Origin of the sequence: Vibrio methylphosphonaticus (genome assembly GCF_023634655.1) — a bacterium.
In the GTDB taxonomy this organism is placed as follows: Bacteria; Pseudomonadota; Gammaproteobacteria; order Enterobacterales; family Vibrionaceae; genus Vibrio; species Vibrio methylphosphonaticus.
The window spans coordinates 57,921-77,351 of sequence record NZ_JAMKMS010000016.1 but is presented as its reverse complement, the minus strand read 5'-3'; the positions used below and the strand labels follow the sequence as shown (position 1 = coordinate 77,351).

The 19,431-nt window shown below is 46.3% G+C and carries 22 protein-coding genes; 8 read left to right on the top strand and 14 right to left on the bottom strand.

Annotated elements, in window-relative coordinates; translation table 11 throughout:
- Positions 1-44: 44 nt before the first annotated feature.
- Positions 45-785 carry an MFS transporter gene (locus M9196_RS17680; RefSeq protein WP_250618838.1) on the top strand — a complete coding sequence of 247 codons (741 nt, stop codon included), beginning with the start codon at positions 45-47 and terminating at the stop codon, positions 783-785.
- Positions 752-1,276 (top strand): MFS transporter, encoded by a 525-nt coding sequence (locus M9196_RS17675; protein WP_250618837.1) that lies wholly within the window; start codon positions 752-754, stop codon positions 1,274-1,276. The genes M9196_RS17680 and M9196_RS17675 overlap by 34 nt, the downstream gene beginning before the upstream one ends.
- A 56-nt stretch (positions 1,277-1,332) precedes the next feature.
- Here M9196_RS17675 and M9196_RS17670 read toward each other — a convergent pair whose 3' ends face one another.
- The 14 genes from M9196_RS17670 to flgA all read right to left on the bottom strand — a co-directional run bounded on the left by M9196_RS17670 (position 1,333) and on the right by flgA (position 14,977).
- Positions 1,333-1,482, bottom strand: a complete 150-nt coding sequence (locus tag M9196_RS17670; RefSeq protein ID WP_250618836.1) for a hypothetical protein — start codon at positions 1,480-1,482, stop codon at positions 1,333-1,335.
- A 202-nt stretch (positions 1,483-1,684) separates the two neighbouring features.
- Positions 1,685-2,296 carry a beta-phosphoglucomutase family hydrolase gene (locus M9196_RS17665; RefSeq protein WP_250618835.1) on the bottom strand — a complete coding sequence of 204 codons (612 nt, stop codon included), beginning with the start codon at positions 2,294-2,296 and terminating at the stop codon, positions 1,685-1,687.
- 246 nt (positions 2,297-2,542) lie between these two features.
- Positions 2,543-3,748, bottom strand: coding sequence for a mannose-6-phosphate isomerase, class I (manA, locus tag M9196_RS17660; protein ID WP_250618885.1), 1,206 nt, complete (start codon positions 3,746-3,748; stop codon positions 2,543-2,545).
- Between the two features lie 257 nt (positions 3,749-4,005).
- Positions 4,006-5,346, bottom strand: a complete 1,341-nt coding sequence (gene uhpC, locus M9196_RS17655; protein WP_250618834.1) for an MFS transporter — start codon at positions 5,344-5,346, stop codon at positions 4,006-4,008.
- A gap of 8 nt (positions 5,347-5,354) precedes the next feature.
- Complete coding sequence (gene uhpB, locus M9196_RS17650; RefSeq protein WP_284677218.1) at positions 5,355-6,851, bottom strand: signal transduction histidine-protein kinase/phosphatase UhpB; 1,497 nt, start codon at positions 6,849-6,851, stop codon at positions 5,355-5,357.
- Complete coding sequence (uhpA, locus tag M9196_RS17645; RefSeq protein WP_250618833.1) at positions 6,851-7,459, bottom strand: transcriptional regulator UhpA; 609 nt, start codon at positions 7,457-7,459, stop codon at positions 6,851-6,853. The genes uhpB and uhpA overlap by 1 nt, the downstream gene beginning before the upstream one ends.
- A gap of 159 nt (positions 7,460-7,618) precedes the next feature.
- The gene (uhpT, locus tag M9196_RS17640; protein ID WP_250618832.1) at positions 7,619-9,013 is read right to left on the bottom strand and encodes a hexose-6-phosphate:phosphate antiporter; all 1,395 of its coding nucleotides are present in this window, start codon (positions 9,011-9,013) and stop codon (positions 7,619-7,621) included.
- Positions 9,014-9,413: 400 nt separating this feature from the next.
- Entirely contained in the window at positions 9,414-10,685 is a 1,272-nt protein-coding gene (locus tag M9196_RS17635) for an NRAMP family divalent metal transporter (protein WP_250618831.1), read from the bottom strand.
- Between the two features lie 334 nt (positions 10,686-11,019).
- Entirely contained in the window at positions 11,020-11,454 is a 435-nt protein-coding gene (locus M9196_RS17630; RefSeq protein ID WP_250618830.1) for a PPC domain-containing DNA-binding protein, read from the bottom strand.
- A gap of 100 nt (positions 11,455-11,554) precedes the next feature.
- Positions 11,555-12,451, bottom strand: a complete 897-nt coding sequence (locus M9196_RS17625; protein WP_250618829.1) for a DMT family transporter — start codon at positions 12,449-12,451, stop codon at positions 11,555-11,557.
- A gap of 93 nt (positions 12,452-12,544) precedes the next feature.
- Positions 12,545-13,234: a lytic transglycosylase domain-containing protein gene (locus M9196_RS17620; protein WP_284677217.1), complete on the bottom strand. Its 690-nt coding sequence runs from the start codon at positions 13,232-13,234 to the stop codon at positions 12,545-12,547.
- 7 nt (positions 13,235-13,241) lie between these two features.
- Positions 13,242-13,697 carry a flagellar export chaperone FlgN gene (flgN, locus tag M9196_RS17615; RefSeq protein WP_250618828.1) on the bottom strand — a complete coding sequence of 152 codons (456 nt, stop codon included), beginning with the start codon at positions 13,695-13,697 and terminating at the stop codon, positions 13,242-13,244.
- Positions 13,698-13,770: 73 nt separating this feature from the next.
- The gene (gene flgM, locus M9196_RS17610; protein WP_250618882.1) at positions 13,771-14,052 is read right to left on the bottom strand and encodes a flagellar biosynthesis anti-sigma factor FlgM; all 282 of its coding nucleotides are present in this window, start codon (positions 14,050-14,052) and stop codon (positions 13,771-13,773) included.
- Positions 14,053-14,251: 199 nt separating this feature from the next.
- Positions 14,252-14,977, bottom strand: a complete 726-nt coding sequence (gene flgA, locus M9196_RS17605; RefSeq protein ID WP_250618827.1) for a flagellar basal body P-ring formation chaperone FlgA — start codon at positions 14,975-14,977, stop codon at positions 14,252-14,254.
- A 132-nt stretch (positions 14,978-15,109) separates the two neighbouring features.
- On the opposite strand from flgA, the gene flgB reads away from it, so the two are divergent.
- The 6 genes from flgB to flgG all read left to right on the top strand — a co-directional run bounded on the left by flgB (position 15,110) and on the right by flgG (position 19,429).
- On the top strand, positions 15,110-15,472 hold the full coding sequence (gene flgB, locus M9196_RS17600) for a flagellar basal body rod protein FlgB (protein ID WP_250618826.1): 363 nt from the start codon (positions 15,110-15,112) through the stop codon (positions 15,470-15,472).
- 2 nt (positions 15,473-15,474) lie between these two features.
- Entirely contained in the window at positions 15,475-15,909 is a 435-nt protein-coding gene (gene flgC / locus M9196_RS17595; protein WP_250618825.1) for a flagellar basal body rod protein FlgC, read from the top strand.
- Complete coding sequence (gene flgD / locus M9196_RS17590; protein ID WP_250618824.1) at positions 15,909-16,586, top strand: flagellar hook assembly protein FlgD; 678 nt, start codon at positions 15,909-15,911, stop codon at positions 16,584-16,586. Before flgC ends, flgD begins: the two co-directional genes overlap by 1 nt.
- Before the next feature lie 91 nt (positions 16,587-16,677).
- Positions 16,678-17,877: a flagellar hook protein FlgE gene (flgE, locus tag M9196_RS17585; protein ID WP_250618823.1), complete on the top strand. Its 1,200-nt coding sequence runs from the start codon at positions 16,678-16,680 to the stop codon at positions 17,875-17,877.
- A gap of 10 nt (positions 17,878-17,887) precedes the next feature.
- Positions 17,888-18,619: a flagellar basal body rod protein FlgF gene (locus tag M9196_RS17580; protein ID WP_250618822.1), complete on the top strand. Its 732-nt coding sequence runs from the start codon at positions 17,888-17,890 to the stop codon at positions 18,617-18,619.
- Positions 18,620-18,643: 24 nt separating this feature from the next.
- Complete coding sequence (gene flgG / locus M9196_RS17575) at positions 18,644-19,429, top strand: flagellar basal-body rod protein FlgG (protein ID WP_250618821.1); 786 nt, start codon at positions 18,644-18,646, stop codon at positions 19,427-19,429.
- The last annotated feature ends 2 nt before the right edge of the window (positions 19,430-19,431 follow it).

Below are 19,431 nucleotides of genomic sequence, written 5' to 3'. Positions count from 1 at the left end.
CCGTCATCAATTGATTTTCCTAGATAAACCCTTCGAGGTGCAGCATGTCTTCTTTAGCCAAAAGAGATTCAGCGTTAGTGCTTCTATCGTTGATTTTTTTTATTTGGGGACTGATTACGGTTGTCAGTAATTCTCTTATTCCACACTACAAAGCGGTATTTTCATTGGATTACCAAACTGCGATGTTGTTTCCGATGGCATTCTTCATCTCTCGTATCGCGGTATCGCTCCCCACCTCCTTTGTGATGGCAAAAATAGGTTACAAAGCCACTCTTCAGTATTGTCTGCTGTGGTGTTTTTTCGGCTGTTTAGTGATGGCATATTTGGTTCGATCGCAAGAGTTAATACTGACATTAATGGGTATTTTCATCATGGCATCAGGTATCTCCGCCATCCAAGTGGTGAGTTCACCTTATGTGTCACTGCTGGCTGCACCGGAAAAAAGTATTCACCGTCAAAGTATTGCGACGGCTTCCAATTCTATCGGTACAGTACTGGGACCCATTGCATTAAGTGCGGTGATCATCGTCGCGAGTAGCTTAGGATACGTCGAGACTGCGGAACAAATTTCGATGTTGTTTCTGTGTATTGGCCTGTTTTTCCTTATCCTGATCATTTATTTTCGCGCGATCGACTTACCTGATATTCAACCTAATGTTCGTCGCGGGTTTTGGAAGGGGCTTTGTGAGCTCGTTAAGCAGGCTGACTTTATGAAATTGGCGCTGGTTCTGCGTTATATATTGGGGTCGAAGTGTGTTTTGGTACGTTTACCATTACATATTTAGCCGATGCAGACTATGGTGATCTCGGACTGGTACCAGCAACGCAAATTATAGCGGGCTACTGGGCATTGATGTTTGTAGGGCGATTTATGTTTGCTAAGTATGGTTCGCGAATCAATAGCTTACGCCTGTTTATCATCATGTGCAGCTTATCGATAATGATCTGTTTATTGGCAATGTTGATCACCGATGTGATCATTGGCTATGTACTAATTGGTGTGGGGTTATGCAATTCAACGCTTTATCCGATCATTTATGCACGAGCACTGAGCGCGGCAAAACAATACAGCTCGCAAGGAGCAGCGATATTAATTATGTGTTCCATTGGGGGGGCGTTATTACCGCTCGCGCAAGCGACAATGGTGGATCGTGTGGGACTCAGTGTTAGTTATTGGGTGCCCGCAATCAGTTACTTATTAATGATAGGGCTATTTTTCCAGACTGCAGTTCAGGCAAAAGTTCAAACCACAAGGAAGCGTGTTTCGAAGGGATAAGCTGTCAGTGGCAAGTGTCGCCACTGATCACACTTAATGCGGCATTGGGCGTGAAATTAAACCCAAGCTGAAGCGAGTAGTAACACCATGGCTGTCATCGCAACACCTGATTTTACGAAAAATAGCACTTCAGAAGCCAAAGATGAAGCTGGCAGTTGAGCCGATTGAGAAGCCGCAATGTCATTGGTGATAGCTGTAGTATTCATACGTTTATTCTCATTAATTGTGTGATCTATGGCTAATTATGAACCTAATTGTGACATCGGTCAATGCAATCTGTAGTTTTATTACACGGTGGGGCGGCGTGGAATCAACTCAGAATAATAGTGAGAAATAGGCATTATGATAAAAGGAAAACAGGGTCTTCCTTTTATCATGCTGTGGATTGTTTGGGGTGAAAGAGGGTATTTACATCGATGCTTTGCTAGCAGGAAAGAAGTCAATAATCTCGCCTTGTGCCACTAAATAACAGTCCATCCCAGCTCGATTCGCCGCTTGTTTCCCAATAGTCGTATCCTCAAACACCACGCAGCCTGACGCAGGTAAAGATAATTGCTGGGCGACTTTTTCAAAGGTATCTGGATTGGGTTTATGGTTTATCACGTCGTCAGAGGTGACGAGTACCTGAACCATGCTGAGAATATCTGTGGTGTCGAGTATTTCTTTGGCGTGTTTGTATTGTGCACCCGTGCCAATGCCAATCGGTTTGTTTTTGTAATTTTCTTTCAGGATCTTGTAGATCTTCGGGATGATATCGCCTTTGTTCTCAATGTCTTCAAACACTTTAACTTTATGTTTGGTAATGGCTTGGGCATCGAGATCAAGGGTATAGCGTTTGAGGATTTCTAGTGTCACCTTACGTGAGGGCATCCCCCCGAGTTGATCGAGCCATTCTTTATCATACGGAATATTGAACGCTCGGCAGGTAGACTCCCATGCTGTTGCATGCGCGACCATTGAATTAACCAACGTGCCGTCTAGGTCAAAAATGATGCCTTGGTATTTGTCTAAATTCAGCATGAAAGCGCACCTTAAGTTTGGTTATTGTTTTGCTGCCTTGCTTAGCCATAGGCGAACATTAGCGGTGAGTTTATCGGCTACAAGGCATTGTCCCACGCCCGATTGAGAGGTCAATGTTATTGGGCTGGAAAGGTGTGTTGGTGTCAAAAAAGCTGAGTAATTGCTTATTGTTTATTGCTTTTCCATCTCTGATACGGATTCATCGCACTGGTGCCATCTTGTGGATTTTGGTTCTGAGCCACGCGCTTAGTTGAACGCTCTCGCGACTCGTCCATTACTGCTCATCACGTAATGGCCAATGTAAGCAGGGATAAAGACGGATTGCCCTTTGGTTAGAGACAAGCGCTCACCTTTATGACTCGTCAGCGTTAGGTCATCATCGATTGCCATTACTATTTCGGCGCTGCTAGTGAGTACTTGTTCCTGTTGAGGGCCATGAAATATATTGAAATTAAAATCACTCACTGGAATGTCATAGTGATCACATGAACCCGTGTGTGAGGGTGAGAGTAACAACTGGTTAAAGGGTATGGGGCTGAATGTAGTGCACGCGATCAACTCGGTCACATCAATGTGTTTGGGTGTTAATCCAGCACGTAATACGTTGTCTGAATTGGCCATAATTTCTAAACCGGTTCCTTTAATATAAGCGTGCGGAGTGTTCGCATTCAAATACATCGCCTCACCTGGTTGCAATGTAATCAAATTAAGCAGTAGAGCTGAAAATAGCCCAATATCGTTGGGGTACTGGTGGCTAAGTTCTATGACTAACGCGCATTCGACTTGTTCTTGGTGGGTGGCGGCATAAGTCAGTAATTGCTTTAATGCTCTGTGTTTCGCTTGTTCATTTAGCGTTAATAGGTGATGGAAAAAAGTTTCTAAGCCTTTAGCGTCAAGGTTGTTGCCAAAGTCTTCAACCAAGTCAGAAAGCTCACAACAATTCACTTGTCGGAACAAGGCTATTATCTCGCTATATTCTCGGAAACCATTCATCGCCTTATATTCTGAAATTGCGTAAACCAATTCAGGTTTATGGTTCGAATCTTTGTAATTGCGATGTCCTGCGGTGAGAGGGATTTTTGCCTGTTCTTCTTTTGCAAAACCTATCTCAGCTTGGTGTTTATTAGGGTGTACCTGAACAGATAGTGCCTTTTCTGCCGCTAAAATCTTAAATAAGAATGGCAGTTCGCCAAATTCTTGTGCGATATCGGTTGATAGATATGCAGACTTATTCTTGTTAATAAGTTCAGATAGGTAGATCAAGTGTTGGTCAACAGTGACCATTGAGCACCCTTTAGGATGAGATCCCATCCATACTTCAGCTTGTGGTTCTTGTAACTCATTTTTAAAGCCAAACAGTTCGCGCATTGAAGAAATACTTCCCCATGCATAGTTTTGTATGGTGTTTTGCATAGGGAAAAAGGAGTGTTCTGATAAATGGCTAGGTGACATGAGATTTTCCATAGTGAACTCTTTGAAATAATTCAAGAGAGCACGTTTCTGATGGCGATGAATGATCAGAAAGGCTACAGAGAGAGGTGAGAACTCACATGAGAGGAGGTCTTAGAGGCAATAGGAAAAATTCTTAGAAACGAATAAGATAGCTAAAAAGCGTGAATAGAATCACATTTGGATTTTATCGATGGGAGATACTGAAACAAGATAGCGCTCGATAAAGTGCGTCGCTATCTTATTGACCGAAAGACCCCTCACAAGCCGGCCTGAATCTCTGTACTTTTTTGAGGTAACTGTGCTTGTAAGAAAGGCAGTAAAAGAAGCCCGATAACGGCAGCACACGTAGAAATGGTAATAAAGAAACCACTCCAGCCGTAGGTTTCTAGAACGAGCGCCAATGGGTAGCCCGAAAGTGCCGCCCCCATATAAGCAAATAAGCCAACAAAGCCTGTCGCAGCGCCAGCTGAGTCTTTATGTGAACATTCAGCAGCAGCCATACCGATTAACATTTGAGGACCAAAAATAAAAAAGCCAACACAAAATAACCCGGCCGCTTGAAAGACAAAGTTGGTCAACGGCATAAGCCATAACGCTGAGACTGAGAGGAAAACGCCAATGGCAAACAAAATGTTCATGGGTCCACGATTACCGGCAAACAGCCTATCTGAGCCCCAGCCTGCAACGAGTGACCCCACGAAGCCGCCAACTTCAAACAGAGATAACGCAGCATTTGCGTTAATCAAACTGTAATCGTGTTCTTCGGTTAAATAGAGGTTCCCCCAATCGTTAACGGCGGTTCTTACGATATAAACCAGTACATAGCTGAAAGCGAGCAACCAAATGTATTTGTTGCTGAATACATAGGTTTTCAATATTTCCCGATAACTGAGTCCTTGTCCGTGGCGCTCTTGCGCTAATTCGAGAGGGTCATTGCGCCACTTCCCTACCGTAGGAAGCCCCATGGTGGTGGGCTTATCACGTAAGCGCCAACAGACGATAAGACCAACGAAAACGCCAATCACCCCCGGCCAGATAAACCCTGCTCGCCAACTAAATTGAAGAGTAAGGTAACCCACAAGAATAGGGATAAGCGCACCACCGACATTATGTGCGGTATTCCATATGGCCCAACGAAACCCTCTTTCAGAACGAGAATACCAAGTCGTCAATAGCTTCGAGCATGAGGGCCAGCCCCAACCTTGGAACCATGCATTAAGTACCCACAGCGAGATAAAAGCCGCCAACGAACTCGAAAAACCGAAAGCGATATTTATTAGCCCAGTCGCGATTAAGCCAAACCCCATAAAGTACCGCGGATTTGAGCGATCAGATATCGTGCCGGAAATAAATTTAGATAAGCCATAAGAGAGATAAAATAGCGTACCAATTAAGCCTATATCGCCTTTGTCTAAGCCAAGGTCAGTGATCATTGCTGGCGCTGCATAGTTAAAGGTTTTACGGGTGAAGTAAAACCCAGCATAACCCACATACATCCCTATCATGATATGAAGACGCCAGTAACGATAACTCTGGTTGATCTCATTGTGACTTAGCGTATGACGCTTTGATGTTGTTGATCGCAGAAATCCAAACATAGTTGCTCTCACACTTTAGGTAATGTAATGCTGATATTCGTGCCAGTAGCGCAATCATTAGCGTTGATTATCATGTTTCCTCCGAGCGCTTGAACACGCTCTTGCATCCCACGAACGCCCATTCCTTTCAGAATATCTTGCGCGGTAAAGCCTATGCCATTATCTGAGATTCTCAGGTCCACCTGCTCACTTAGCGTTAGGTCAATTCTGATGTCGCTGGCTTGCGCATATTTATAGGCGTTGTTTAATGATTCTTGGCACAGTCGAAATAGCGTTACCTTGAGTGTGTCACTCAAGCAGGTGTAGTCACCTTGCCAATTTAACCGTATATCAATGCCATGGTTCGAAAATTCCATTTCTCGTATGAGCTGCTCAACCGAGTCTTTTAGATCAAGATCGTCTAACATCTTGGGTCTGAGTTTTGTTAGTAGGCGTTTGGTCGTGTCATAGATATTCAAAGACAATGATTCAATCATGTCCGCACAACGAACACTCATTTCTGCGGCATCTACACGTTTAATAATGTTTGCCTGCGTACGAATTGCTGTGATGTTTTGGCCTATTTCATCATGTAATTCACGAGCAATATCACGGCGAACAGATTCTTCCGCCGCCACTAACTGCCGGGATAGATTCTTATTTCGTGAAAGCTCACTTCGTAATTTTGAGTTCAGGTCTTTTTGTTTCTGAACGGCAAGACCAAGCAATATACCAGTGATGGTTTGGGCCGAAAGAGACAAGAGTAAATCGGTGATTTCGAGTTTGGATGTTCCGCTATGGGCGGCAATTAACGCGACACTATTGAGCAGTGTCGCAAGCAAGGCACCTTGCCAACCATAACGAACGGCCAATAAGATTATTGGGATCGCCATACAAAATGGCGCAAACCGTCTTAGCTCATCAGGCAAGCTGGTTTGAATCAAAATACTGGCCACCAGTAACATGCTGTATAACGCGATGTGACGTATTTTGAATTCAATAACATGATTGATTAAGTGAGAACTGAGCGGTGCCCACTTGTTTTGAAATAGATAATTCCACACTAAGTAACACATAGGCACGAGCATAAGTCCCCCCGTGATACTGACCAACCACACCATGTAAACAGCAGGAACATGGGCTCTCACCACGGCAACGTTAATCAATGCTGTGACCATAATTAAGCTCGCCATCACCAACAGGTGACGATTTTGGTCGCCATAGTAATAACGCTTGGCAAGTAAAGTGGTGGGAATACTTAATCCACTGGCGATTAATACTGTTAACCATTGTGGCTCATTAAGTAGCAAAGCCAAAGCGATGGCGAGCCCCCATTCTGCCACATAAATAGCCGGCCAATATTGTGTGCGAGTGTGCAGCGTCATACCCAGTCGCAATGAAAAGGGGAACAATAGAATGGCGAGTTCAGGGTCATTAATAAAATAGAAGGCAATCACCCATAAACAGAACCATGCACAACCCGCCATAAAAACGCCACATAGGGAAGTGGCTAGGTAGGATCGCATTAGTACGGTTCTTGAGTGAATAGTTTCGCTAACTCAACGTTGTTTTTAACATTAAGCTTGTCCATCGCATTGGCACGGTGCACATGGACCGTTTTGTGGCTAAGCCCTAGTTCAACGGCAATAGATTTGACATCTAGCCCCGTCGCCAACAACTGACACACTTCGTTTTCTCGGCGCGTTAGCTGGTTTAATGATGTTTTATTTTTTTTCGGTGTCGCGAGCTTTAGTGCGATATCTGGTGTGAGATAACAACCGCCATTTGCACTTGTGTGTACGGCTTGAATTAACTCATCTGGGCTACAACGCTTGCTGAGATAACCTTTGGCACCCAACTCTAATGATTTTTCCACCATCGCCGGTGAGTCATGTACGCTTAACATGACACTGGCAATGCCCGATGGAATTTCTGCCAATAAACTCAGGCCACTTTCCTCTTGCATTGAAATATCCAGGATAACGACATCGGGATGGCAACTTGGTAGCCCGAGACGCGCCTCTGCCGCAGAGTTGAATTCACCTACCACTGTAATATCCGTTTCAAGGCTGAGTAACTGAGCAAAGCCAGATCGAACAATGACGTGATCGTCAACAAGAGCAACATTAATCATGATATTAACCAAAGCCAAGAGTGGAAAAGAAAGTGCCCCGGTAGGAGCGATAGATAATTAATTTGAATGTCTGAGATGATACTGAATCGTACTATCGATTGGTATGATCTCGCGTGCTTTAATCGAATAAAGCACGCGAGATTATGCATGTGAGACTCGCTATGCCTTTTGAGCCGCTAAGTGCATTTTTTTTGCGTGACGAATCTTTTTCTCTTCGGCAACGGCAACGAATAGCAGTAAAACAATACAAATGGCGGCGGAAGTATCGAGGGCGGCGAATGTCCCTTTCCAGCCAGTTAAACCGAAAATTGGCGTTCCGTCAGCGATCATACCGAGGCCAAGTTTGGCAAAACTATCACCAATTAGGTAGGCAAAAGTACCTTTAACACCATCCGCGACACTGATGGCTTTTTTAGGCACAAAACCAACCGCAGCAACCCCGATTAAGAGTTGAGGCCCAAAGACCAAGAAGCCAAGTACAAACAAAGAGGCAAGATACATGAACTCACTGGTTGCGTTCTGGTAAAACTCAAGAGAAACAATAATTAAACCAAGTGATACGCAAGCCACTAAAGCACGACGCCCGTTGGCAAGATCAGATAGATAGCCCCACATTAGTGTGCCAACCAGAGCGCCGACTTCAAACAAAGTAAAGCCTGAAATAGCCGTTTCTTTTGATAAACCTAACTCTTGATACGCGTAAACAGTCGACCATTGGTCGATACCAATTCGAACAATGTATAAAAAGATATTCGCGAAGCAGAGTAACCAGATGACTTTGTTTTTAAGGACATATTCAATAAAGATCTCTTTTTTGGTCATTTGATTTTCTTCAGCAATCGTATCTTCTTCGCTGACTTCTTCATCAAAAAGCTCTTCTACTTTACCTAAACCGTACGCCTCTGGAGAGTCATTACCAAAGCGCATACCAATAAAGCCCACAACAATCGCAATGATAGATGGGAAAACAAACATACCGATTACGTTACCGTCAAATAAATAGTTGGCACCAAACAAAGCGACACCAGCAGCACCAGCACCACCAACGTTGTGTGACATGTTCCATAGGCCTAAATACGACCCACGCTTATTGCGAGGTGTCCATTTAGTGATGGTTGAATAACTGGAAGGCCCGCCGGTACTTTGGAAGAAACCACTTAAGGCGTAGAATGCCACCATCATGAATAGGCTCGCGCTGCCGCCGCCCATACTGAAGCTGAAGCCCAACATGGCAAGGCCAGATAGGATTAGCATGAATGGTAGAAATTGTTTGGTATTTTTACCATCGGCATAATAGGAAACGACCGTTTTACCAATGCCATAAGTAATTGAAAATCCAAGACCAATAAGACCTAGATCAGTCATTGATAATCCGTAAGTTGAAATCATGTCGTTTTGTGCAACATTGAAATTTTTACGGATTAAGTACATGGTTAAATAACCAATGAAGACGACGAGGTAAGATTGTAGGAAAGGCTTAAACCACATTTTTCTTCTAGTTTCGACTGGAAGATCTAGCGTCGGCTTTCTCACCTGATCTAGGAACTTTAACATTGTAAACTCTCTTATCGTTTATGAGGTCTGCACGGTAACTTTCCGACCATGCACGTTTTGTTTTTTTGACGGGGAAATAATAGGGAGTCTAAAAAGCGACCGCATGAGAGAGGGTCTTAGAATGACTAGGAAAAATTCGTAGTTCAGAATTGAGAGTGAAGAAAGCGTGAAGAACATCACTTTGTTTGCGTTAGCGTGACGGAAGAATCTGAAGGTAATTTCTTTGATTATGAGCCGATACTCGCCCAGTTTGCTTAACGACGCTCTCAATGTCAGCAGATCGAACATGCTCAGCAATAAGAGTAAGATATTGCTCTTGGCAAAGCGTGGGCATAAAAAAGCGACCTCAACATTGTTGAGGTCGCTGATGAAATCGGCGGATTAAGCTACATTAACCACGTTACATCAACCACTTCCACCAGATGAAAATAACCAAGAAACCAAAGAGGTAAATTAGGCCTACCCAAGACAGTGCTTTAAGTTTAGGGCCCTGCTGTAAAGAGGCGGGAAGGGTGGCTCGTGAGACTAGGATGTAGTTCAACAGAGCAAAAATTGGCGTCGTTATAAACGCAAGAATCATGGCGAAATTGAGTAAAGGCATCAGTGCCGACGCAAAGAAGGCAATAATAGCAATCGCCGCGGTGGCGACCACAACGACCCACGCTTGAAAGTGCTTAGGATTGTCTTCTTGCTGCTTTTGTAGCAAACGTTGAGATTCCGCAATCGCTCGTGAATACCCATCAATGACCGTAATGGTACTGCCAAAAATACAAAAGAAAGCAATGACGGCAATTAAGTAGCGTGACCATTCGCCAATGGTAGAAGCATACATGCCCACAAGCTGATGAGAGAAGCCAACGCCGGATGCGGATAACGCCGTACCAGAACCATTAATCACTAGTGCGCCGAGTGCAAGGAAGACGATGGCGAGCGCTGCAGTAGCAATGTAACCGACATTAAAATCAAACAACGCGGACTCTGGTGTGACGGTTTGCTTTTTACACTGGCTTTTTAGCCACATTGACGTCAGGCTTGAAATTTCAATGGGAGCTGGCATCCAGCCCATGGTCACCACGATAAAGCCAATCGAGGCAATCGTCCAAGGTGAAGGCGCTTGATAATCCGCTGGCGCGACGCTGCCATTGGAAGCGGCGATACAAACTGCCGTCACGGTGGCAATCGTCAAGACGGCCATGATGACTTTAGATAGCGTGTCGAGTGCACGATAATGACCCGCAAATAAAATCGCTAAACAGGTCGCAAGCACAATGCCAGACAGGGCGACGATTGGCAGGTCAAAAGGTAAAAAATAACCCAGTAGACTGGCACTAAATAACAACAGTGCGGCGGTATTCACGACGCCAGAAATGACACTGAGTATGGTAAATACCCATAAGTAGCCACGACCTAACGTGGCATAGCCTTGGATTAAACTGCCACCCGTGCCCATGGTGTACTGAATGCTCGCTCGGAAAAAAGGGTATTTGAGAAGGTTAACCAGCAAGATGAGAGCGGCAAGTTGCCAGCCATAAATTGCCCCAGCTTTAGTTGAGGCAACAAGATGCGATCCCCCAACGGCAGCGGCCGCCATCATGATGCCAGGACCAAGTGAGCGGACCAATTGGGCGAAACCAGAGCGTCTCGGCTCAGGTGAAGAGAGGGTATTCTCCATAGAGTAAATTCCTTATCATTATTATCCATAAAGGGGCACAGCAAAGCGCGTTCAAAAATGTGTACACATCACGCTAAAATTATTTTGCCACCGTTGTTTTTCTACAGGTTTTACAGTGAGATGCAACGAATGGCGCTGGTTTTAAATTGAACAATTAGTGCTAGCTGCTGATTAGTGGATGGTATTTAGAGGATTGCACCAGGTTTGTTGCTATGGATTGGTTTTTTACGGCGTGGTTAGAGATAAAAAAGTGGAAAAAAAACGACGTAGATACATGGCTTTTAAAGCGTGGGATAGCTTGGGTGAGGGTAATCGTTTAGATGCGCCTAATAGCTTAGGTGCGAGTAACCACTAGCTCAGTGTATCCGGTCTGAGGATCGTGCTCTCGAGTAAAACTAACTTGAGGATATTGATGGATGATGAGTTCAGCCGTGGTATCAACAAGGCTTCCTTCTTGTAAATGCCCACCCATCACTCGTCCCTGTGAGTCAGCGACAGAAATATGAATGTGTTGATGGTTAGGGGACAGTGTGCCCATGAGAGACACAATCTCAAACGGTTGCTGCATCGACAGTGACTTGGTTGCTCCCGCAAGCCGAATATGAATGCTGTCTAAACAGCCGACACAAGACGCAATACTGCCGGCTTGAATCTGGTGCTGGCTTACCAGCGCTTGAATTTCACGCTTTAGATCTTGTCCCTTGGTCAAGCGTACGGCGATAACGGTATTACTATTATTACTATTAGCGTCGTGTTGTTTATCACCCATCGTCGTTGTCCTTAAATATCGTAAACCTCGTCATGGTCACCTTATCGCCGAGCTGAGCTGCAGACACAAAGGGCAAGTTGCGCTTGCCCTTCTCGCCCCCTTAAGCGTCAGCGGGTGAGCGACGTTTAATTTGTTGGATGACCAGCCCAATCACTATCAAGACTAAACCCACCAAGGTCGACGGGTGAATGTCCTCGCCAATGACATAGGCCAGAAGCAGCAATGAAATAAACGGCGAGGCGAAGATAAGGTTACTAATACGAGCGGTGTTTTGTGTCAATTTCAGTGCGCTTAGCCACAGTACAAAGGTAATGCCCATCTCAAAAAGACCAACATAAGTGACCGCCAGCCAGCCTTGCGCGCTAATGCCACCCCAAGATGCGCCTTCATACATGGCGACACCAAAGGCTAAAGGCAGCGCCACCAAAAAGCCAAGCAACACCCCAACCACAGGGTCGGCAGTATTTTTTGCATTTAGGATCCAATAACTGGCCCATAGCAACGTCGAAATGAGCGCCAGCCCCACACCTAGAGGGCTATCAAATTGCAGCCCCAGTACGTCGCCTTTTGTCGCAATGACAACCACACCAAAATAGCCAAGCAAGCAGGCAATCCAATCTTGACCACGGATTTTTTGTTTTAAGAATACGGCAGCCATTAAAGTCAGCGTGATCGCCCAACTGTAATTGATGGGCTGAGCTTGTGACGCTGGCAGCAGTTCGTAGGCCTTAAATAAAATCAGATAGTAGGCGAACGGATTGATAATGCCGAGTAAGACGTAATACCACGGGTTGGATAGGAAGGTAGTTTTGATTTGTTTTATCGAGCCCTGTACACCACACACCACCACGAGTGCAATCGCTGAAACTAGTGAGGCAACAAAGACCATTTGGGCCGGAGTGAACTCGGCCAGTGTCAGTTTAAATGCGGTGGCAACTGTCGACCAAAGGAGCACAGCAGACAGAGCAAAGAATAAAGCTTTTCGTTCGTTTAGCATGAGGGTGTGGTACGCGATTGAGTAAATAAAGTGCCAGCATCTTACCAGTGAATAGCGTTCTGAAAAGCAAGAGTTTGTGGATCTTGAAGGGGGTCACAATGAAATCAATGTCGGGAGGGGCGTTAGGTCAATTAAGGCGGTAGGTTTGTGATGGTGTTGACTAAATAAAAACAGCGTTGTGCGATTTTGAACAGTGAAACGCGCCATATCTACTAACGTGAGTAGGGCGTGATAGCGAAGGACATATTGGCGAGTTTCCGCTGGCAAAGACAGGCGGTTGAAGTCACGGCTGCCTGAACGATTAATCGCGCGTTGCACGCGTCCTTCTCCTGCATTGTAGGCGGCGAGCGTTAGGTTGATATCACCATCAAACTTTTGATAAAGAAAATTGAGGTACTTAAGCGCGGCGGTACTGCTGGCATCAATGTCGAAGCGTTCATCTTTTTGGGCATTGACGATGAGCCCAAATCGGGTGGCGGTGGCGGGAATGAGTTGCCATAGCCCCGCGGCATTGGCGGCGGACACGGCGTTAGGATTGTAGGATGACTCTAACATGGGCAGGAGTATGAGATTGTTTGGCAGCGAGTAATCAGCTAACTGTTTGAACAGCTGTTGTATCAGCGGGTTATAAGTATCGAGCTTGGCGAGGATAGGTGCTTGGTATGGCTGTAGCTTTTCAATATGCGGGGCGATGAGTTGGGGTGATATTATTGAATGGGACGAGGAAACTGCCCAACTTGAATGCAACACCGCACCCCAAAGGCTAAAGATAACAAAGGTCAATCTTCGCCTAGCGCGCATACTCCTCACACACTACTTTCTCTTCATACGTGATAGCGGGTTTGCCCATCAGTTGACCCAGAAGCTCATGAAACGCCGCCGAGCTTTGACCGTTCTCTTGATTGTAGCGCTGACACTGCTTAATGAGTGCTTCAAGTACCGACCACTGCTTTGCAACGTGTGTCTGCAATTTTATCGGTAAGGCTTTAGTCAGTGTTTTCACGCCAACCTCTGAGCTTGGCAGTTGTAATTGCTGCAGGCATAAGGTTCGTGATTTAGCGCCGTAGCTCAGTTTCTTGAGTACAGGAAGTTGTTGCTGAATATTGCGATTGAGCGCGTCACTATCGAGTTTCAGATACAGGGCTTTCTGGTGCTGCAGTAACGCAAGTAACTTTTGATAGAGCTTAATATCCTCAGTGATCGAAACCACAAAGTTTTGCACCAATTCACTTTTTGTGACGGTCATAACGTCATCCTTTTGCTGACACCGACGATAGATGTCGGTCGTATCCTATCGATAGTTTTATGCTTTGACAGGCTTATTCATGTCCGGTGTGAAAACGCATCACCGCTTGCGATAGCGCTTTAACATCCAATCCAAGCTCCCCATTGGCAAGGGCATTTCGCACTTGCTCAACTTTCGCCATATCGACATTCGGCAATGTGGATAGTTCAGCCTGCGCTTTATCTAAAGCGGCAGTATTGGCGTTAAATGTCGCGGCATCGTTAGCTTGTCGGGCCGGAGCAGCGGTTGCTGGCTTACTGTCTTGCTTCAGAAGCGTTTGTGGGACATGCCCGCCCGCTACTTTATCTATCTTCATCATTATTCTCCTGTCGCGTGTCTTCAACCATATAGAGCGACAGGCCTGAGGCTGGCATTAAATGGTTTGCGTTATTTTTTGTACCGTAGAATCGATGAGATTGACGATACTTAGAGTTAAAAACTGTTACCTTGAGTCCAGAATTTTTTCTGTCCTATCGCGCCAGAGAGAAAAGTCATAGAGTTTTTTTGGGGGGAATCTAAAATTGAGTATGCACTTGGTTTGAACCCGTCACAACGGCGCGAATAACTTTTTTTGAACGACTATTTTGTACGTCAATTTGCTCACCTTTTCCCCCCGTCTCCATTGCCACACCGCGTGTTTGGGCGCTGAATTTTCCGCTGCTGGCGATGATGAGCACTTCATTGCCTTTTTGCACTAAAGGAGGGGCGCTGACATAACGTGAATTCACCATTTGACCGGTTCGAAGTCGACGATTGACTTGTTGGCCAGTGGCCCGTTCTAGGGTGGCAATAAAGGGGGTGTCTCGAGTTAACTCACGTCGCTCAAGTTTGATGTCCGCTAGGGTAATTTCACTGTCGCGAGATAAGGCTTTCGCCGCGACAACGACAGGCAACGTTAATGTCGATCGCACCGTGGTGTTAATGCGCCATTCATTCACGCCATCTTGGCAAATGACACTGCGTTTTAGATGACCAATGGGCATGGACTGGTTATCGCGTCCGTTAATCATGAGTGGTTGTTGGCAGCGCGGTAAGTGTTTTACTGACTCTGGAACGAAGGTCACGAGAGCGATGTCAAACGCGCCCCATTTTTGCTGCTTTGCCAGCAAGTTAAGCTCAGATTTGACGGATTGCTCTACGGTTTGGCGAATATCGTCGGCGCTCATTGTCGTCACTTGTTGTGACATCACGGCGCTAGAAAATATCATCCAAATAGCACTTCCTACTCGCTTCCCTATCATGACTACTGCTTCCGACAAACGGAAGGATGACTTCCCTTTGCTTTTTTATGTTGTTGTTTTTAAATGAAAATATTTATGGCACGTATATTGTAATCTATTCGCTGTACTTGGCGAATGGAAAAGGAATATGCGATGGCAATCAGCTTTGAAAATGCACTAGGTGTCCACCCTAACGCGCTCGATTTTAGAGTGCAACGTACCAAGGTCTTGGCAAGTAACTTAGCAAATGTCGATACCCCTGGATACCTCGCAAGAGATCTTAGCTTTAAGACTGTGATGGGGAAAATGACGCCTAATGGTGTGCAACCGCAAGTTCCCCAAATGATGGCAGAAGCGAAATATGCCATGCCTTACCAGAACAGCAAAGACGGTAATACCGTTGAGCTAGGTGTCGAGCAAGCCAAGTTCGCGCAAAACAACATGGATTTTCAAACTAGCCTGACGTTTCTCAATATGAAGCTAAGTGGGCTGGCGAAAGCAATTGAAGGACGTTAATTATGTCATTTACTGATATCTATTCAATCGCAGGGTCTGCGATGACGGCGCAAACGGTGCGCCTTAACACGGTCGCCAGTAACTTAGCCAATGCGGATGCCGTCTCTGCCAACCCGGATGACGCCTACAAGGCATTAAAGCCCGTGTTTGCTACGGTATATAACCAATCACAGCTGTCTGCCGACCAAGCGGTATACCCCAACGCTGAAGTCCGTATTGTCGATGTTGTACAAAGTCAGGCTCAAGCCGAGCAGCGATTTGAACCCAATAACCCGCTCGCCAATCAGGAAGGCTATGTCTACTACCCTGGAGTGGATGTGGTGACGGAAATGGCCGACATGATGTCGGCAACGCGCAGCTTTGAAAGCAATGTGGAAGTGTTGGCGAATGTCAAAAGCATGCAGCAAGGGCTACTTCGCCTAGGAGAGGGACGTTAATGAGTATTGCACAATTTACGGCGTTAGACGCCGATGCGCCGCTGGCAACCCAAAGCAATGCAGGGATCTCGGCGAATCCGCAAGATATGAACAGCGCCAGTTCATTACAAAATGAATTCATCAGTTTAATGGTGGCGCAGATTCAAAATCAAGACCCACTGAATCCCCTTGATGGAACGGAATATGTCAGTCAATTGGCTCAGTTTTCTCAAGTACAAAGTACCGAAAACATGTCGACGTTAATGCAAAACAGCATGGTATTGCTCGACAACATGCAAGTGTTATCAACCGCAGGACTCGTGGGGCAAACCGTGTACGTCAACAGTGATGAATTTGAAATGGGTGAAGGGGTGCAGAGTGGCAAGATCGAGCTCGCTCACCCGTCGAATCAAGTGACATTGGTGGTGGAAGATGAATTCGGTCAAAAAACAAAGGTGCCATTAGGTGCTCACGCCGCCGGTGATGTTGATTTTTCTCTCGATCCTGAAAAGCATGGATTGAAGCCCGGAAATTATCGCGTATCGGTGGAAGTACAAGAAGGCCAAGCGGCACCGAATCTATTGCTTGCTGGTGAAGTTGAGCAAGTTCGAATTCCAAGTACCGGTGGTGCCGCACTCGTCAATATTACCGGTGTCGGCAGCGTACCTTTCTATCAAATCAGTCAGTTCGGTGCCTAGCGCCTAGCTATGTGTTAAATGCTAAGTGCAACTTGTAATTGAATATAACCATTAATTGAGCACCAACTAAAAAGACAAAGAAGAGGACATCATGAGCTTTGATATCGCACTCAGTGGCTTGGACGCCACCAACTCACAACTTAATACCATCAGTCATAACATTGCTAACGCGTCGACGTATGGTTTTAAAGAAGCAAGAACAGAATTTTCAGCGGTGTACAACGGTATGCAGGCAGGAGGTGTGGAAGTCGCCGCCATTTCGCAAAACTTTGATAAAAATGGTTCGGTATCAGGTACGGGTCGCTCAATGGATTTAGCGATTAACGGTAATGGTTTCTTTGTCACCAAAGACCATATGGGTCAGATGCTGTATACCCGCGCGGGTGTGTTTGGTACCGACAAAGACAATTACGTTGTCGGCAATACTGGCGCCAAGCTGCAAGGCTATAGCGTAGATGGCAATAATAACCTACTCACAGGCTCCGTTGGCGATGTCAAAATCAGTACGTCATCATTAGCAGCGCAAGCCACAGATAAATTAGATTTTGTCGCCAACTTTGATGCTAGCTCAGGTGTGATTGACCAAGCGGTGAATCCATTTGATGCCACGGATCCGAATTCTTTTAACTCTTCTTACACGACCAAAGTTCATGATTCGTTGGGTAATTCTCATACTGTGACGCAGTACTTTACCAAAACGGCGGACAACACATGGCAAGTGAATGTAGAGGTGGATGGTTCGGCAACGAACCCTGCGACGACGCAAAGCGTGACGTTCAATCCGGATGGCACATTAGCCTCACCAACCGGCAGTTTTAATGTGGCTTTCCCGGCAGCGGGCGCCAACAGTATGAGTGTGGACATCAGCTTAGCGGGCAGTACCCAGTTTGGCGCGGCGTTTGGCGTGAGCACCAATAGTCCTAATGGTTATACCTCCGGTGAATTAGCGGGTGTGCGCGTAGAAGACAACGGTATGGTTTTTGCGACTTACACCAATGGTCAATCTCAGCTGCAAGGTCAGGTGGTGCTCGCCAATTTCGCTAACCCACAAGGTCTAGCGAAAACCAATGGTACGGCATGGACGCAAAGTTATGGTTCTGGCGCACCTGTGATGGGGACACCGGGGACAGGCGTGTTGGGTGACTTAACGCCGGGCGCACTGGAAGGCTCGAATGTGGATTTGACCTCAGAATTGGTGAACTTGATGACCGCGCAGCGCAACTATCAAGCGAATGCCAAGACTATTTCGACCTCGGACAAGCTGACTCAAGCCCTGTTCAACGCAGTATAAGGAATCGAGCATGGACAGCTTATTGTTTACCGCCACCACAGGCGCCAGCCGGGTATTAAAAGCCCAGCACGTTCGTTCAAATAACTTATCGAATGCCGATACCACCGGCTTTCGCGCCGATATGGAGCGGGTACAAAGTGTGCCGTTGCAAGGCTCTGGTTTTGACGGTCGCACGATGGTCGTCACCAACTCCGCGGCGACGCGTTTTGATGCTGGCGATGTGGTGAAAACCGGTCGGGCATTGGATGTGGCTGTGATGGGGGATGGCTTTCTAACGGTACAAACCCCAGCAGGCGATGAAGCCTATACCCGCGCAGGCAACATTAAAGTTGATGAGTTGGGTGCGATGAGCATTAACGGTTTCGCGGTGGTAGGCAATAACGGTCCTATGGTTTTACCAGATTACCAAAAAGTCGAAATCAGCGAACGAGGCCGCGTGTCGATTATCCCTCCCGGTGGCAATGCCGAAGTGGAAGTGGGGGAGCTGAAATTGGTTAAACCTGAACCGACTCAGCTGCAGAAAGAAAGCGATAGCCTACTTCACAGTAATACTGGTGCACCGTTTGCCGCTGATGCCACGGTGAACCTGGCCCCTGAGCACGTTGAAGCGAGTAACGTTTCAGCCATAGATGAGTTGCTCAGCGTGATGTCACTGACGCGTAACTTTGAAATGCAAGTTCGCATGATGAAAACCGCAGAAACGCTGGCGCAAGCAGGCAATAAATTGATGAGTGCGCGTTAACGCGCACAGTAAAGGAGCAACACAATGCATTCAGCACTATGGATCAGTAAGACGGGTATGGCCGCGCAAGATACGAAGATGACGGCCATCTCGAATAACCTAGCGAACGTTAATACCGTAGGTTTTAAGCGTGATCGCGTGGTCTTTGAAGATCTGTTTTATAGCATTCAGCGTCAACCAGGCGCACAAGTGGATCAAGTCAATCAACTGCCAACCGGGGTTCAGTTAGGTAGTGGTGTACGCGTGGTGGGAACGCAAAAAGTGTTTACGCAAGGTAGTGCGCAAAATACCGGACAAGAGCTGGATCTAGCGGTCATGGGGCAGGGTTTTTTCCAGATAGAAAACTCAGATGGTCAGATCATGTATACCCGCAACGGCCAGTTTCATGTCAACTCAGAAGGCTTGATGGTAAACAGTCAGGGCTTGCCATTAGAGCCACAAGTCCAGCTGCCGGATAATGCGCTGAGTTTGTCGGTGGGCGTGGACGGTACTGTTACTGCCACCACCGCAGATAGCACTGTGCCGCAAGATCTGGGGCAGATTTCGTTAGCAAAATTCATTAACCCCGCGGGCTTGGAAGCGATGGGTGGTAACTTGTTTAAAGAAACAGAAGCCAGTGGTCAGGCAGAAGAACTTATTCCTGGTGAAGATGGTGCAGGCAGCATTAAGCAGGGAGCGCTTGAAGGGTCTAACGTGCAGGTGGTGGAAGAAATGGTCGATATGATCACCACTCAGCGTGCCTATGAGATGAATGCCAAAGTGGTGTCAGCCGCAGATGACATGCTCAAGTTTGTCGCTCAATCTGTTTAAGT